This is a genomic window from Vibrio sp. SNU_ST1, assembly GCF_030563405.1.
Lineage (GTDB): Bacteria > Pseudomonadota > Gammaproteobacteria > Enterobacterales > Vibrionaceae > Vibrio.
Map to the genome: position 1 here is coordinate 200,838 of NZ_CP130748.1, position 16,159 is coordinate 216,996.

Below are 16,159 nucleotides of genomic sequence, written 5' to 3' on the forward strand. Positions count from 1 at the left end.
TTCTGTTGCCATTTTTTTTGAGATGAAATTATGAAAAAAGTATTGTTAACAGGTGTTGATGGCTTCACCGGTAAGTATGTAGAAAAAGAGTTACTCTCTAGGGGCTACTCTGTCATTGGGTTAGTATACCGTGAAGCCAAATCTGGCCAAGTCGCTTGCGATCTGACCGATCGCAATGCGGTAGTCGAATGCCTGAATGAAGTGAGACCAGATTATATTATTCACCTTGCTGCATTATCATTTGTTGGGCATTCTGACCAAAAAGCGTTTTATGACGTCAATGTTTTTGGTGCACTGAACTTACTAGAAGCTGCGAAAGAGCTTAAGCTAGAATTAGATAAAGTTGTTTTTGCTAGTAGTGCGAACATTTATGGTAACCCTGAAGATGTACAACGCATCTCAGAATCAGTTTTACCTTCGCCAGTTAATCATTATGCGATGAGCAAACTTGCAATGGAGCATATGGCAAAGCTCTGGTTTAACCAATTCCCAATGATCATCACCCGACCATTTAACTATACTGGTCCTGGTCAAGCTGAAAATTTCTTAATCCCTAAAATAGTATCTCACTTCAAGAAAAACGCTTTAGAGATAGAATTAGGTAATACAGATGTATCTCGCGACTTTAGTGATGTTCGTGATATAGCGTTAGCTTATGCAAACCTTTTGGAGTCAGACGCTGAGTCAGAGATTGTGAATTTGTGCTCTGGTCAGGTGATTTCGTTGCAATCGATAATTTTGATGATGGAAAATATTGCAGGGTATAGTATCCAGGTTAGAGTCAACCCTGACTTTGTTCGTGACAATGAGATTAAAGTGTTGGGTGGAGATAATACAAAACTAGCGTCACTAACAGGTCAGGCCCCCTTGATCAATATAGAGAAAACCTTGACCGATATGTATCATGCCAAATAAATTGTTGATCAATGTATCGCCAATACGAATGCCATTAACGGGTATAGGATACTATACCCTTAATATTCTCAGTGAATTGCTCTCTCACGATATAGATGTTGTTGGTATTAGAAACGGAAAGTTATTAACTCGTGATGCGCTATTGGATCTCGCTTCTTACTTTCACTTTCCAAGTTCCGACCAGAGCGCCCCAAGCCCTAAAAAGCGACTTTTAGTGGAGCTATTGAGATCTGTTCCTGGCATTTATCAGTTAAAAAGCTATTTGCTTTCTTTTCGGGCGCAACAACAATTAAAAACACTTGCGAATCAAGGCTATGTGTATTTTGAACCGAGTTTTGTCCCATTTAATTATTCGGGAACAACCATTACAACTGTTCATGATTTATCTTTCCTATCTCACCCTAGCTTTCATCCGGCCACAAGGGTTTCATATTTAAAGGATAAAATGCAGGGAACCATTGCTAGGTCTGATCATATAGTTGTCGATTCTGATTTTATTTTAGATGAACTTCATAACTTCTTTCCTAGCAGTAAAAGCAAAAGTTCGACATTGTACTTGGGAGTTTCTGGCGGTTTTAAGGCTCATTCCCAAAAAGAGTGCGATATTTTACTTAAATCGCTCGAAATAGAGCATGATAAATTTCTTCTTAGTGTTGCAACCTTGGAGCCAAGAAAGAACTTAAACAAGCTAATTGATGCTTTTAAGCTTTTACCTGATTCAGTTCGTAAGTTGTACCCTTTAGTTTTGGTTGGAGATCAAGGTTGGAAAAATGCAGAATTGATGGATAATGCGAAAGACTTAGTTGAGCGTGGGCAAATAATATTTACTGGGTACGTAGCGGATGATGACTTAAAGCGTTTATATGCATCGGCCGGTGCTTTTATTTATCCGTCACTATATGAGGGGTTTGGTTTGCCTGTTATTGAAGCCATGGCTTCGGGTGCTCCTGTTATTACCTCTAATGTGGGCGCAACAGCAGAGGTTGCAGCAAACGGAGCTCTTTTAGTCGATCCTAGCAGCGAAGTCTCCATTTCAAATGCGATCTTAGAGCTTATTAGGGACCCTGAACGTAAAGCTAAGTTGGTAGAGTGTGGTATAAAAAGGGCTTCAGGTTTTAAGTGGTCAAATACAGTTGATCAACTCCTCAAGATAGCGTCTGCTACCTCGAGAAGTTCATGATTTACTCTGTTGTATGATTATGTGATGAGATTAGTTTGTGGTACAGCGTAATATAACTATCAGCATAGCGCTTAGCTGTGAATTCTTTATCAAAATGTTGACGAGCACTACTTCCTAGTTTTTGGCAGAGTGATACATCGTTTTCCAATTTTTGCATAGCCTCTGAAAACTGTGAGCCGTCTGCCGGTGGAACGGTTAGCCCTGTTTCTCCATTGATATTGACATAAGAGGAACCGGTTCCAATATCTGCACTTACAATTGGCTTGCCAAACATTTGTGCTTCTACTAATGAAATCCCAAACGCTTCTGAGCGTAAATGCGACGGAAAAACAAATGCTTTTGAAAGTGTGTGAAGTGCGACTTTGTCTTCTTCAGAAATAAACCCAACGAGTGTTACATTGGTAAGAGAGTGCTTTTCTATATACATTTCTAGATTGGCTCTTTCTGGACCATCACCAGCGATTACAATAGGTAACCCATTTAATTTTGCTGCTTCAAGAAGGTATTGCAGCCCTTTGTAGTATCGAAGCACACCTACAAATAAGAAAAAATCTCTGCCAACGTAGTCTTCCCACTTTTTGATATCGTCTTCACTGATTTTTGGATAAGTAGATTCATCGATCGCAAGAGGGATAGTATCGACTTTATTGGCATACTTGATTAGATTTTTACTTGTTTGCGCATATTGAGGTGAACTCGCAATGATACGATTAACATTAGATAAAAAATACTGCTCAAGAGGGAAGTATATTTTTTTGAGCCACTTTTGTTTAACAATATCAGATTGATAGCTGACTAATGATGGTTTTTTGTCGGAAAAAATGCTGAGTAAATCACCTGTAGGCCAAGGGTATTGGTAGTGAATAATATCGTTTTTCTTACTTAGTTCTCTAAATCGACGAATTAGACGGAATGAAAATCCGTTAGATGATATCTCGAAGTCTTTCTTGACGACGATAATTCGCGTGCCTTCAAAATGATATTCTTTATTCTCAATACCTAATGTTAGAATGGTATTTTCGATACCTTGCTCACTACTGCCCTTACAAATATAACGAATAGCTTGTTCTAATCCCCCTTTTGTTTCAGGGTAGCAAGTACGGTAAATATGTAGTACTTTCATGTGGTTATCAATCCATCAATTAAAAATTGTTTATAGCCAGTCGGTGTGTCCGATAGGGCCTTATGGTGCGTTACCCATTGTGCCTGGCGAGCCTAAAACGTTATCGAAATATACCATTGAAAAAGAGGTGATACACTTTATCTGCAAGTACTCGAAGTCTTAGTTTATTTATGTGCCTGCTGTCGCTTCTTACTTAGTAGTTTTACGTACAGCAGGAAGCATGCCAAAAATAAATAAAGCATAATGTATTCGGGAACACCGTTTATTTCGGCACCAATTCCGACAGCTGCGAATAAAGCTGCTATGGAGCATATCGAAACTAGTGTTTGATTTGGGCTGAGTCCTAACCTTTGAAAGATATGATGTAGGTGCTCTCGATCCGGTTTGAATGGGGAATCACCACGGCGTACCCTTCGTATCATTATTGCAGTCATATCCATTAGTGGGACAGCAATTAACCACAGAGCTGTAACGGGACGTAGGGGGGGAGATGTTCCATTTTGGCTTGATAAAAGCAGAAGCCAGATAACCGTAAACCCGATCAGCATGCTTCCAGCATCTCCCATAAATACTTTTCTTTTTCGTCCAAATGCACCTAAGTTGAGTAGTATGTAAGGGATGATAACTACTATTAATACTAGGCATATATATGAGAGGTTGTACTGCCCATCATACGCAAGCATTAGCCCCAAACCTCCAAAGGTTACCACTGATAACCCTCCTAGTAGACCGTCAATCCCATCAACCATATTAAATGCGTTTATTGCTCCAACTACCGCAAAAATAGTAACTAAGTAGCCAAACCAACCTAACGTAATGATTTCTCCACTGCCAAGTACATCCCCAATCGTTTTTAGCTCAATGTTACCAATCATCATCATGGCAACAGATAATCCAGCTTGGATAATGAAGCGTAGCTTGAAGCTTAAATCAAACTTATCATCTAAAGAACCTACCCCGACTAAGATGAGAACACATGCAGCATAGAGGGGGGTATGTGGTAAAATGTTTGGGTTGTTCAGTAGAAAGTAGAGAAGTGAGATACAAATTGAAATGCCGCCAACGAGTGGTATCGCTCCGCTATGAAACTTACGAGAGTCGGGTTTATCTACGAGACCGATTTTTTTAGCAAACTTACGTAAAATGAATATAGTCGCAAGAGAAAAGAAAAATAAGAACGAGAGATCAAGTAAAGGAAGGAGCACGACTAAGCCTAATTGAGTATGTTTCGTGAATTTTAGTGTATTTGGATTCGATAGAAAAGAGTAAGGTAGAATCTACGTGATCTTTCTCGGTTGTACATGAGACTTTATGAACGCTTTATCACTGATTGAACGTTCTTGATTGGAAGAATAAAAATGCAAATGACATTTTTTTTCATATCCGATCATCTTACCTGCGACGTTTCTTGATCTTCCGCTACAGTTTTGACTGTAAACTGTAGTAAAATTACGCTAATTTGTTTTTATACCGATTTATTTTGAATTGAACGAGGTCAGTCCTATGTCAGCTAAGAAGCCAATGGCTCTAGTGATCCTTGACGGTTACGGTTACCGTGAAGACAACCAAGACAACGCTATCGCGAACGCTAATACACCTGTATTAGACGGTCTTATTGCTAATCAACCTAACACGCTAATCTCGGCTTCTGGCTTAGATGTAGGCCTACCTGATGGCCAAATGGGTAACTCTGAAGTGGGTCACACCAACATCGGTGCGGGTCGCGTGGTATACCAAGATCTAACGCGTATTACTAAATCAATCGCAGACGGCGAATTCGCTCAAACTGAAGCGCTAGTGAATGCTGTTGATAAAGCGGTTAAAGCAGACAAAGCGGTTCACATCATGGGCCTTATGTCTCCAGGTGGCGTTCACTCTCATGAAGATCACATCTACGCAGCTGTTGAAATGGCAGCAGAGCGTGGCGCAGAGAAAATCTACCTACACGCTTTCCTAGACGGTCGTGATACGCCGCCACGTAGCGCAGAAAACACACTTACACGTTTCCAAGAGCTATTCGCTAAACTGGGTAAAGGCCGTGTTGCTTCTCTTATTGGTCGTTACTACGCAATGGACCGTGATAATAACTGGGATCGCGTTCAAGAATCGTACGACTTGCTTACTCAAGCAAAAGCGGAATACACATTCGACACGGCGGTTGCAGGCCTAGAATCGGCTTACGCTCGTGACGAAAACGATGAGTTCGTGAAAGCGACTGAAATTAAAGCAGAGGGCGAAGAGTCTGCAGCTATTGTTGATGGCGATGCGGTTATCTTCATGAACTACCGTGCTGACCGTGCGCGTGAAATCACACGTGCATTCGTGCCTAGCTTCGACGGTTTTGCTCGTAACGTATTCCCAGCGATCGATTTCGTGATGCTGACTCAATACGCAGCAGACATTCCACTTCTATGTGCATTCCCACCGGCTTCTCTAGAGAACACCTACGGTGAATGGTTATCGAAGGAAGGCAAAACACAGCTACGTATCTCGGAAACAGAGAAATACGCACACGTGACTTTCTTCTTCAACGGCGGTAAGGAGGAGGAGTTTGAAGGCGAAGAGCGTCAGCTTGTTGCTTCTCCAAAAGTGGCAACGTACGACCTACAGCCAGAAATGAGCGCACCAGAGCTGACTGAAAAGCTTGTTGCAGCAATCAAAGGCGGTAAATACGACGCGATCGTTTGTAACTTCCCTAACTGTGACATGGTTGGCCACACAGGCGTTTACGATGCAGCGATTAAAGCGGTAGAGTCGCTAGACGAATGTCTTGGTAAAGTGGTTCAAGCAATCAAAGAAGCGGACGGCCAACTGCTTATCACCGCTGACCACGGTAACGCGGAAATGATGGTAAACCCAGAAACGGGCGGCATCCACACGGCGCACACTAACCTACCAGTTCCACTTATCTACGTAGGTAACAAAGACGTTGAGTTCAAAGAAGGCGGTAAACTGTCTGACTTAGCACCAACAATGCTTTCTCTGTCTGGTATTGATATCCCAGTTGAAATGTCAGGTGACGTGATCGTTAAGTAATTACTGTTTTAGATAAATAGTTTTGACTTTCATCGAATACTAGAACGGCTGCGTGTGAGTGTAGCCGTTTTTTGTATCTGGAATCTTATGTCTAGTATTGCTTGTTATATCCGGTGTTCAACATAAAGAGAGATTCCCTATCACGTTCGTCCCTCGCTGTAGGGAATGACAGAGACTTATTTGCTAGCTTGAGTCAGAACCGAACGCTCAAAATCCAGTAACCATTCTTTGCGGTTCATGCCGCCGGTGTAGCCAGTTAATGTGCCATTTGCGCCGATGACTCGATGGCAGGGTACAACAATACTAAATGGGTTCTTGCCATTTGCACCACCCACCGCTCTTACAGCTTTTGGGTTATCCATTCTTTTCGCTTGTTCGCCGTAGCTGATGGTTTCTCCATAAGGAATGGTTGTTAAAGCCTGTCAAGCTGCTTTTTGAAAATCAGTGCCTTTTATCGCTCTTAATGGCAAATCGAATTCTGTTCGTTGACTTGCAAAGTACTCATCTAACTGTTTCGTCGCCAGTTGGCAAAGCTCATCTGGATTACTAGTCATTAGCTCTTCATGATTTACATGGTCAATTTCAATAAGCGACACACCATTACTAACAATGATCATCTTGCCAATCGGTGCGTCATAGAACATTTTGTAAGTGGTGTCTTCCATGTCATCGCTCTTCTTCTAGTCTTTTTCTGCTCTCAAGCTCTTCGAATCTCGCATCTGATTTTTAGGCTCTTCGCATCCCGTTTATTCGCATCCCGCATCTGCTTTAACCCTTATACGAAGCGCAAACAAATACCCTGAAATGCCACCCATGATGTTCCCCAATGCTAAGCCGATAAACAACCCTTCGACGCCATCAATCTGGCTGCCGATCCAAGCGAATGGCAATGTGAATACAAACAGTCGCATAAAGCTCCACTGAAAGGCTTTGAGTGGTTGATGCATGGCATTCATCGCGCTGATCAGCATCATTACAATCCCTTGGAATCCATAGCTAAACGGCACAACTAACAGGTAGTGCCACAAGATGCCTCGTACGGATTCTTCTTGAGAAAATAGGGTAGCTAAAGGGATGCTCAATGGCACCATCATTAAGAAAATTAGCCCTTGGAACATTACGGCAAAGCGCATGCTTAAAAACAGAGCTTTGAAACTACGCTGTGGATTATCAGCGCCAAAGTTTTGCGCCATAAAAGGCGTGAGGGCAGAGGTTAAAGACATCAACACGATGATCAAAATCGATTCAATACGCTGGGCTGCACCATAAGCAGCTACAGCTTCGGTTCCTTGTTTAGCTAACATCATCATGATAATAGCGCCAGCAATTGGATTCAGGGCATTGGAAAGGGCGGCGGGTGTGCCGATGGTTAAGATCTGTTTCCAGTCATCGATGAGATTTTTTAGTTTGGGCGGAGCAAGCAGCTTTTCTCGTATGGTTAATACATACAGTGAGCCACACAACGCACCAAACCAACTGAATCCGCTAGCAATGGCTGCGCCTTGAATCCCTAGCTCAGGGAAAGGCCCGTAACCGAAGATCAGCAGTGGGTCGAGAATGCCGTTAATAAGGCCGGCCAGCATCATGATCTTGGCGGGTGTTTTGGTATCGCCACTCGCTCGTATCGCACTGTTCCCTGCCATAGGAATAACAAGCAGCGGTATCGCTAAATACCAGACTAACATGTATTCGGATATCAGTGGCAGTAACTCAGGTTTAGCACCTAATAGAGTAAACATAGGCTCTAGTGTTACTAGGCCCAGTGTTGATGCAAAACCAACAAGAAGCACCGCAAGTAATAAGCCGTGACAGGTAAACCTTGCCGCATTTTGTGCGCAGCCTTGGCCAAGTAACCGCCCTATACACGTCGATAAGCCAATGCCTATACCCATGGTGATGCAGTTGATGGCAAAGGTAACAGGGAAGGTGAAACTGACGGCTGCAAGGGCTTGGGTACCGAGCAATGAGATAAAGAAAGTATCGACAAGGTTAAACATCAAGATCGCCACCATACCGAATATGGTCGGTATGGTCATGGTGCGTAGAGTTAGTGCTATCGGGGCCGTGAGAAGCCCATGCTTATCTTGCATGTAAAACGCCGTTGGAACTAAAACCGTAGGATAAACAGATGTGGGATATGAGTAAATGAAAAGCAGGAAAAGATGAGCAGTTCGAATCTGCCTTTTAGATCACAATTTTCCCCTTCCCCCCTTGGGATCTTTCACATTGCCCCAACATACTCTTTAACCCCATGCCAATCGTGGCAACTATCAAATTAAATGGAAATTATCAGGAGATACGACCGATGAATATCCGTCCTCTACACGACCGAGTTATCGTTGAGCGCCAAGAAGTTGAATCTAAATCTGCTGGTGGCATCGTTCTAACTGGTTCTGCCGCTGAAAAATCAACTCGCGGTACTATTCTAGCTGTTGGCAAAGGCCGCATTTTAGAAAATGGTTCAGTACAACCATTGGACGTTAAAGTTGGCGATACCGTTATCTTCTCTGAAGGCTACGGCACTAAAACTGAAAAGATCGACGGCAAAGAAGTTCTGATCATGTCTGAAAACGACATCATGGCGATCGTTGAATAATCCGACCCATAAAACTGAACTGACTGAATAAAGAATTTTAAAGGAAATTAAGATGGCTGCTAAAGACGTTAAATTTGGTAACGACGCACGTATTAAAATGCTAGAAGGTGTAAACGTTCTGGCTGACGCAGTAAAAGTAACGTTGGGTCCTAAAGGCCGTAACGTTGTTCTAGACAAATCATTTGGCGCACCAACGATCACTAAAGATGGTGTTTCTGTTGCACGTGAAATCGAACTTGAAGACAAGTTCCAAAACATGGGCGCACAAATGGTTAAAGAAGTGGCTTCGCAAGCGAATGACGCGGCGGGCGACGGAACAACTACAGCAACAGTATTGGCTCAGTCTATTATTGCTGAAGGCCTAAAAGCCGTTGCTGCTGGCATGAACCCAATGGATCTTAAGCGCGGCATCGACAAAGCGGTTATCGCGGCTGTTGAAGAGCTGAAGAACCTTTCTGTTCCTTGTTCAGACACGAAAGCTATCGCGCAAGTAGGTACTATCTCTGCGAACTCTGATTCGACAGTTGGTAACATAATTGCTGAAGCGATGGAAAAAGTAGGTCGTGATGGCGTAATTACGGTTGAAGAAGGTCAGGCTCTGCAAGACGAGCTAGACGTAGTTGAAGGTATGCAGTTCGACCGCGGTTACCTGTCTCCTTACTTCATCAACAACCAAGAAGCGGGTTCTGTTGATCTTGAAAGCCCATTCATTCTTCTAATCGACAAGAAAGTTTCGAACATCCGTGAACTTCTTCCGACTCTAGAAGCAGTTGCTAAAGCTTCACGTCCACTTCTTATCATCGCTGAAGATGTAGAAGGCGAAGCGCTAGCGACTCTTGTTGTGAACAACATGCGTGGTATCGTGAAAGTAGCTGCGGTTAAAGCACCTGGTTTCGGCGACCGTCGTAAATCAATGCTGCAAGACATCGCTATCCTAACGGGCGGCACAGTTATCTCTGAAGAGATCGGTCTAGACCTTGAAAAAGTAACGCTAGAAGACCTAGGTCAAGCTAAGCGCATTACGATCACTAAAGAAAACTCAACCATCATTGATGGTGCGGGCGATGAAGTGATGATCAAAGGTCGCGTTTCTCAAATTCGTCAACAAATCGAAGATGCAACGTCTGACTACGACAAAGAAAAACTTCAAGAGCGCGTAGCTAAGTTAGCTGGCGGTGTTGCGGTAATCAAAGTTGGCGCTGCTACTGAAGTTGAGATGAAAGAGAAGAAAGACCGCGTTGAAGATGCACTTCACGCAACTCGCGCTGCTGTTGAAGAGGGTGTGGTTGCTGGTGGTGGTGTTGCACTTATCCGCGCTGCATCTAAAGTTTCTGGCCTTGAAGGCGACAACGAAGAGCAAAACGTAGGTATCCGCGTTGCACTACGTGCAATGGAAGCGCCTATTCGCCAAATCACTAAGAACGCAGGTGATGAAGAATCAGTTGTTGCTAACAACGTTCGTGCTGGCGAAGGTAACTACGGTTACAACGCGGCTACGGGTGAATACGGCGACATGATCGCTATGGGTATCCTAGATCCAACGAAGGTAACGCGTTCTGCACTTCAGTTCGCAGCATCAGTTGCTGGTCTTATGATTACAACAGAAGCGATGATCACTGATAAGCCACAAGATTCTGGCCCTGCAATGCCTGATATGGGTGGCATGGGCGGTATGGGGGGCATGGGCGGTATGATGTAATCATCCCCCTTTCTCGTAACAGAGAAAGCCATACATAAGCTTTAGAAAACGGAGACTTCGGTCTCCGTTTTTTTATGCTTTGAAATCGTCATTCTCTTCAGCGAGGCACGAGCGTGATAGGGAATCTTTATCGTCTGCTTAAGAAGCCTGACTGTCGATGGTTACTCTCGCCTCTCATGATATCCTCCGCTCAATATTGCTCTTTACGCTTTTGAGTCTTATATTCAATGGTACAGTTATGACATTGATTTAACATGGATAGCTGTTGAGTGAAGGACAATAAATACTTGATTGAATATAGATTAATCAAGTCAACAATAAGTCAGTGGAGACTCCCCAATGAAAAAGTTACTTTCAGTACTTGCTGTATCTGCAGCGGTAATGGCACCGGCAGCATTTGCTTCTTCGCCTGTTATGTTTTCAACAATTAATGGCTTCAACGCTCCGGATTCTGATGCGGTTGGCGGTGTACGTCTGGCTCTGCTTCACGGACAAGTCAATGACCTTAAAGGTGTCGACCTTGCGGTTGTTGGTATGTCTGAGACGCAAACCACAACAGGTGTGAACCTTGGTATTTTTGGTGCATCTAAAGTGAACCAAGAAATGACAGGGGCATCACTGGGTTTTTTTAACTGGAACACAGGCCAAACGACGGGTCTTAACCTAGGTGCGGTGAACATCACTAATGATGTGAAAGGTGCAAACGTGAGCTTTGTGAACTACTCAGAAGGTAACACTATGGTTGATGTTGGCGCAGCTAACCTTTCAGAAGTGTCTACGGTTCAGGTTGGTATCTTCAACAAAACCAACAAAATCGAAGGCGTACAGATTGGTCTGATCAACTGTGCTGACAATGGCTTCTTCCCGTGCTTTCCAATTGTGAATTTTGCTAAGTAGAGTTATCGTTTTAATTATCTACTCCAAATCACCTACTAACTAGTAGGTGATTTTTCTCTAGCATCTATTATAGATAGAATTAGACTCATCCCCTTCTATCAAACTCTACAGTTAAACGGTTTTAATCATTTCAATTGCTTTACAGTTAGTAGCTTCTAAGTAACTTAATCAACTTACTACTGAAAAGGTTCATTAAGCTCTCTGATTTTGATTCTAGGTTTTGAATCCTAAAGGGGATCTTCGCTTGTCTCGTTTTATTGTTTTCGCTTATGTTGGTATACTGTTGGCAAACAGATTTAATATCTAATCGAACTTTTAGTCGAATAAATACTCTTCAGTGCTTTAACTGAGGTAGAAACATTCAATGGATGTGGGAAACGTAACATGACAACGAAAATAACGCCGGAAAAAATGACGCATCTAAAGCAATTGGAAGCTGAATCGATCCATATTATGCGTGAAGTCGCGGCTGAGTTTGATAACCCGGTGATGCTGTATTCAGTTGGTAAAGACTCTTCAGTAATGCTACACCTTGCTCAGAAAGCTTTCGCTCCTGGTACTCCTCCTTTCCCTCTGATGCATGTTGATACTACGTGGAAATTTAAAGAAATGATCGAGTTCCGCGATTACATGGCTGATAAGGTTGGAATGAAACTTATTGTTCACCAGAACCCTGAAGGTGTGGCTATGGGGATCAATCCTTTTGTGCACGGTAGTTCAAAACATACTGATATAATGAAGACCCAAGGCTTAAAACAGGCTCTAGATATGCATGGTTTTGATGCTGCTTTCGGTGGTGCGCGACGCGATGAGGAAAAATCTCGAGCGAAAGAGCGAGTGTACTCGTTTCGCGACGAACATCATCGTTGGGATCCTAAAAATCAACGACCAGAACTATGGAATATTTACAACGGCAAGGTTAACCAAGGTGAGAGTATCCGTGTGTTCCCACTATCTAACTGGACAGAGCTAGATATTTGGCAGTATATCTATCTTGAAAATATTGAAATTCCGGGTTTGTATTTATCAAAACCTCGCCCTGTCGTTCAGCGTGATGGCATGTTGATTATGGTCGATGATGAGCGAATGAAGCTTAACAAAGGGGAAGTGGCAGAAGAAAAAATGGTGCGTTTTCGTACACTCGGTTGTTACCCACTAACTGGCGCTGTAGAATCGAAAGCTACGACGCTACCTGAAATTATTCAAGAGATGTTGCTAACAACCACCTCAGAGCGTCAAGGGCGCGCCATTGACCACGATAGTTCAGGTTCAATGGAGAAGAAAAAGCGTGAAGGCTACTTCTAATAGCATTGACGATATTATATCGTTAATTTTGAATATAAATTGAGTTGTTTGAGCATGATTGTCACTGCGTGTGTCCTTATTGGATTGATTATTGGTCTGGTCAGTAACCGTTTTAGAGCTAGCTATGTGTTTATTTTTTCAGTGACAGTGCTGTACGTTTCTGGTGAGCTTTCACAAGCCGTTATTTTCTCGAACGTCACTAACCGTTCTGTGATTATCTTATTATTGTTACTACTTTCTTCTCTCGCTCTAGAAAGGACAGCTTTGCTTAGTTGGGTGGCAAAAATGTTATCTCATCGTCATTATGGGCAATCGCTATTGCGTTTGGGAGCTCTGGGAGCACTAAGCTCTAGCGTACTTAACAATACCGCAGTGGTCGCTACTTTGATGGGGGGGGTTCTCAAAAATCCATTCCATGCTCCTAAGAAACTTCTGATTCCTTTATCGTACTTCTCTATTTTAGGGGGGACTCTAACCTTAATAGGAACTGCGACCAACCTTGTAGTTAGTGGTTTACTTGAAGACCAAGGCTATCCTGCGCTGACAATCTTTGCTTTTTTCCCTGTGGGGGTTAGTTTACTACTCGGTTGTGGTTTCGTAGTAATAATAGTTTCCCGCTGGCTTCCTGATGACCTTGTGAAAATTGAATCGTTAGGGGGCTACTTCCTTGATGCTGAAGTCGAGAGCAGAAGTAAGCTCGTAGGTCGAAGTATATTAGAAAATGGATTACGATCACTCGATGGTCTTTTCTTAACTGAAATTATTCGAGATAAACAGTTGATAACCCCTGTATCACCGAGTGAGTTGGTATTTGCAGGAGATAAACTGGTATTCAGTGGTGATGTTTCAGAAGTTAAACAATTGGCCTCGTTTGATGGCCTAAAGCTGTACGTGGAAGAAGAATTTGAGTTAGGTAAAAACTTAGTTGAAGTCTTAGTGAGTCCTGAATCTATATTGATAGATAAAACCTTAAAAGAGGTCGAATTTCGTTCTCGTTTTGATGCGGCAGTGGTAGCGATCGCTAGGCAAGGAAAACGGCTTTCTGGCAAGCTTGGGGAGTGTGTTATTCAAAGTGGTGATAAATTGATTCTGGCTGTCGGGGATGATTTTAAAAAACGCCCAAATCTAACCAGAAACTTTTTTCTATTAAGTGACAAGTCGCTTAAAAGTCCTTTGTCATTCACTCAAAACCTATTAGGTATTGTCGGTTTCATTTTATCTATTGTCTTAGCTGCGTGCACCAGTTTAGACCTTGTTGATACATTGTCTGGGTTCTTGCTCTTATCTTTGACGAGTAAAATCATTGATGGAACTCAATTAAGACGGCGTTTTCCATTTGAGTTATTGATCATACTAGTATCAGCTTTGTGTATCGCCAGTGCGTTTTCTAGCAGTGGTCTGGCATTGGCATTAACTCAAGTCTTTGAATCCGTAGCTGGGCAACTATCTCCTATCTGGGTGCTAGTAGGCATATTGGTCTTAACCATTATTTTAACGGAAATCATGACCAACACAGCTGCTGCGGCAATTATGTTACCTATTTCACTGGCTTTAGCGTCGACGTTCCATATCGATTATTTACCGCTAGTCATGGCGGTTGCCTATGGTGCGAGTGCATCCTTTATCAGTCCTTTTGGTTATCAAACTAACCTTATGGTGATGAGCGCTGGTGGCTATGCTTTTATAGACTTTGTTAAAGTCGGATGGATAGTTACCGTCACTTACATTGTAGTTGCCACCATTGCTATTCCGATGGTGTTCCCATTTTAGTTTTATATGAGTTGTAAGAATGACCTCTCCCTATGTAATAAAAGATAATGAGTCTGTTAGCGATGATGTAGTTTGGCATAGCTCCACGGTGACGCATGAGCAACGCTCCGTTCAAAAGCAACAAGTGCCAACGGTGCTTTGGTTTACGGGATTAAGTGGCTCTGGGAAGTCCACAGTTGCCAATGCAGTCGAAAGTAAGCTTCTAAGTTTAGGTAAACATAGCTATTTGCTCGATGGTGACAATGTCCGACATGGCCTCAATAAAGATCTTGGGTTTAGCGACACGGACCGCGTTGAAAACATTCGTCGTATTGGTGAGGTAGCAAAACTGTTTGTGGATTCGGGAACGATAGTAATAACTGCGTTTATTTCGCCATTTATTGCTGACCGCGCACAAGTCCGTGAGCTTTTATCTTCGAAGCAATTTCTGGAAGTGTTTATTGATACACCATTATCGGTGTGCGAACAGCGAGATCCTAAAGGGTTATACAAGAAAGCACGAGCGGGTGAGATTAAGAATTTTACTGGTATTGATTCAATGTATGAAGCCCCATTAACTCCAGATATTCATGTCGAGACTGAAGGTCAATCTATTGAGGCATGTGCAGATATTGTGGTTAATCAACTTACTAAGTTAGGGTACATTTAATCATGCATTACGATGTATTCAATGGTGATGCTGATGGAATAATTGCTTTACTTCAGTTGCGTAAGGCCGACCCAAAATGCTCGAAGCTTGTCACTGGTGTAAAGCGTGACATTGCTCTTTTACAGCGAGTGGTTAAACAAAATGATATCAGTGGCTGCACCATCTTAGATATATCGATGGAAAAAAATATCGATGCGCTCTACGAATTGATAGATCTGGATATACCTCTGTTCTATTGTGACCACCATCGTACGGGAGAAGTGCCACAAGCTGATAATTTTACAGCCCTCATTAATTTGGATGCGAATACTTGCACCAGTTTGTTGATCAACCAGCAGTTAGCGGGGCGATATGCTGATTGGGCTATAGTTGGCGCTTACGGTGACAATATGTCCGTCAATGCTGACCAGTTAGCCGATGTTATCGGATTAAGTTGTGATGAAAGAAAATTTTTAAAAGAGCTGGGTACCTTAATCAACTACAACTGTTATGGTACTTCGATTGACGATTTACACATTGATCCAGCCGAATTGTTTCAACAGCTTATGTGCTATTCTTCACCTTTTGACCTCAAGCGAGATTTAATATCTCCTTATTATGTTCTAAAACAAGGGTATCAGGCTGATTATCAACATGTTGAGCTGCTAACGCCGATAGTGTGCACTGACGTGTCTGAAATCTATCTACTGCCTTGTGAAGCATGGGCAAAGCGTGTCAGTGGTGTGTTTGGAAACGTTCTTGCAAATCAATCACCAAACAAGGCTCATGCAGTACTCACATTGAATGATAATCAGAAGGACTACACCGTTAGTGTTCGTGCCCCTTTAAATCATCGAACTGGTGCAGATGAAGTCTGCTGTCAGTTTGTTACTGGTGGTGGCCGTAAAGCTGCGGCGGGTATTAACGCCTTACCTATTGAAAATAAAAACGAATTCATTAAAGTTTTAAATAAATTTTATCAATAAATCAAAGTCGGTTTGAAGAGTTGA

At 42.6% G+C, this 16,159-nt stretch carries 13 protein-coding genes and 1 pseudogene; 10 read left to right on the forward strand and 4 right to left on the reverse strand.

What is annotated here, in order from left to right:
* The first annotated feature begins 30 nt into the window (after window positions 1-30).
* Together Q5H80_RS00930 and Q5H80_RS00935 are read left to right on the forward strand one after the other, a co-directional pair.
* A complete protein-coding gene (locus tag Q5H80_RS00930) occupies window positions 31-915 on the forward strand; it encodes a GDP-mannose 4,6-dehydratase (RefSeq protein ID WP_304566543.1) in 885 nt (294 codons plus the stop codon).
* On the forward strand, window positions 905-2,095 hold the full coding sequence (locus Q5H80_RS00935) for a glycosyltransferase family 1 protein (protein WP_304566544.1): 1,191 nt from the start codon (window positions 905-907) through the stop codon (window positions 2,093-2,095). The genes Q5H80_RS00930 and Q5H80_RS00935 overlap by 11 nt, the downstream gene beginning before the upstream one ends.
* 1 nt (window position 2,096) lies before the next feature.
* Here the strand turns inward: Q5H80_RS00935 and Q5H80_RS00940 are convergent, their stop codons facing one another.
* Together Q5H80_RS00940 and wecA are read right to left on the reverse strand one after the other, a co-directional pair.
* Window positions 2,097-3,218, reverse strand: a complete 1,122-nt coding sequence (locus Q5H80_RS00940) for a glycosyltransferase (RefSeq protein ID WP_304566545.1) — start codon at window positions 3,216-3,218, stop codon at window positions 2,097-2,099.
* A gap of 164 nt (window positions 3,219-3,382) precedes the next feature.
* Window positions 3,383-4,423: a UDP-N-acetylglucosamine--undecaprenyl-phosphate N-acetylglucosaminephosphotransferase gene (wecA, locus tag Q5H80_RS00945; protein WP_304566546.1), complete on the reverse strand. Its 1,041-nt coding sequence runs from the start codon at window positions 4,421-4,423 to the stop codon at window positions 3,383-3,385.
* Between the two features lie 298 nt (window positions 4,424-4,721).
* Between wecA and gpmM the strand changes: the two genes are divergently transcribed.
* Window positions 4,722-6,254 carry a 2,3-bisphosphoglycerate-independent phosphoglycerate mutase gene (gpmM, locus tag Q5H80_RS00950; protein ID WP_304566548.1) on the forward strand — a complete coding sequence of 511 codons (1,533 nt, stop codon included), beginning with the start codon at window positions 4,722-4,724 and terminating at the stop codon, window positions 6,252-6,254.
* A 176-nt stretch (window positions 6,255-6,430) separates the two neighbouring features.
* On the opposite strand, the pseudogene Q5H80_RS00955 reads toward gpmM, so the two are convergent.
* Both Q5H80_RS00955 and Q5H80_RS00960 read right to left on the reverse strand, forming a co-directional pair.
* A pseudogene (locus Q5H80_RS00955) lies at window positions 6,431-6,919 on the reverse strand (methylated-DNA--[protein]-cysteine S-methyltransferase).
* An 81-nt stretch (window positions 6,920-7,000) separates the two neighbouring features.
* Window positions 7,001-8,344, reverse strand: a complete 1,344-nt coding sequence (locus Q5H80_RS00960; RefSeq protein ID WP_304566549.1) for an MATE family efflux transporter — start codon at window positions 8,342-8,344, stop codon at window positions 7,001-7,003.
* Window positions 8,345-8,559: 215 nt separating this feature from the next.
* Here Q5H80_RS00960 and Q5H80_RS00965 point away from each other — a divergent pair, with 215 nt between their 5' ends.
* The 7 genes from Q5H80_RS00965 to Q5H80_RS00995 all read left to right on the forward strand — a co-directional run bounded on the left by Q5H80_RS00965 (window position 8,560) and on the right by Q5H80_RS00995 (window position 16,135).
* Window positions 8,560-8,850 carry a co-chaperone GroES gene (locus Q5H80_RS00965; protein ID WP_004733324.1) on the forward strand — a complete coding sequence of 97 codons (291 nt, stop codon included), beginning with the start codon at window positions 8,560-8,562 and terminating at the stop codon, window positions 8,848-8,850.
* A 52-nt stretch (window positions 8,851-8,902) separates the two neighbouring features.
* Window positions 8,903-10,549, forward strand: a complete 1,647-nt coding sequence (gene groL / locus Q5H80_RS00970) for a chaperonin GroEL (protein WP_304566559.1) — start codon at window positions 8,903-8,905, stop codon at window positions 10,547-10,549.
* Between the two features lie 339 nt (window positions 10,550-10,888).
* On the forward strand, window positions 10,889-11,446 hold the full coding sequence (locus tag Q5H80_RS00975; protein WP_102248967.1) for a VC2662 family protein: 558 nt from the start codon (window positions 10,889-10,891) through the stop codon (window positions 11,444-11,446).
* 384 nt (window positions 11,447-11,830) lie between these two features.
* Window positions 11,831-12,751 (forward strand): sulfate adenylyltransferase subunit CysD, encoded by a 921-nt coding sequence (gene cysD / locus Q5H80_RS00980; RefSeq protein ID WP_102248966.1) that lies wholly within the window; start codon window positions 11,831-11,833, stop codon window positions 12,749-12,751.
* A 54-nt stretch (window positions 12,752-12,805) separates the two neighbouring features.
* Complete coding sequence (locus tag Q5H80_RS00985) at window positions 12,806-14,521, forward strand: SLC13 family permease (protein WP_304566562.1); 1,716 nt, start codon at window positions 12,806-12,808, stop codon at window positions 14,519-14,521.
* Window positions 14,522-14,540: 19 nt separating this feature from the next.
* On the forward strand, window positions 14,541-15,170 hold the full coding sequence (gene cysC, locus Q5H80_RS00990) for an adenylyl-sulfate kinase (RefSeq protein ID WP_304566564.1): 630 nt from the start codon (window positions 14,541-14,543) through the stop codon (window positions 15,168-15,170).
* A gap of 2 nt (window positions 15,171-15,172) precedes the next feature.
* On the forward strand, window positions 15,173-16,135 hold the full coding sequence (locus tag Q5H80_RS00995; protein WP_304566566.1) for a DHH family phosphoesterase: 963 nt from the start codon (window positions 15,173-15,175) through the stop codon (window positions 16,133-16,135).
* Window positions 16,136-16,159 lie beyond the last annotated feature (24 nt).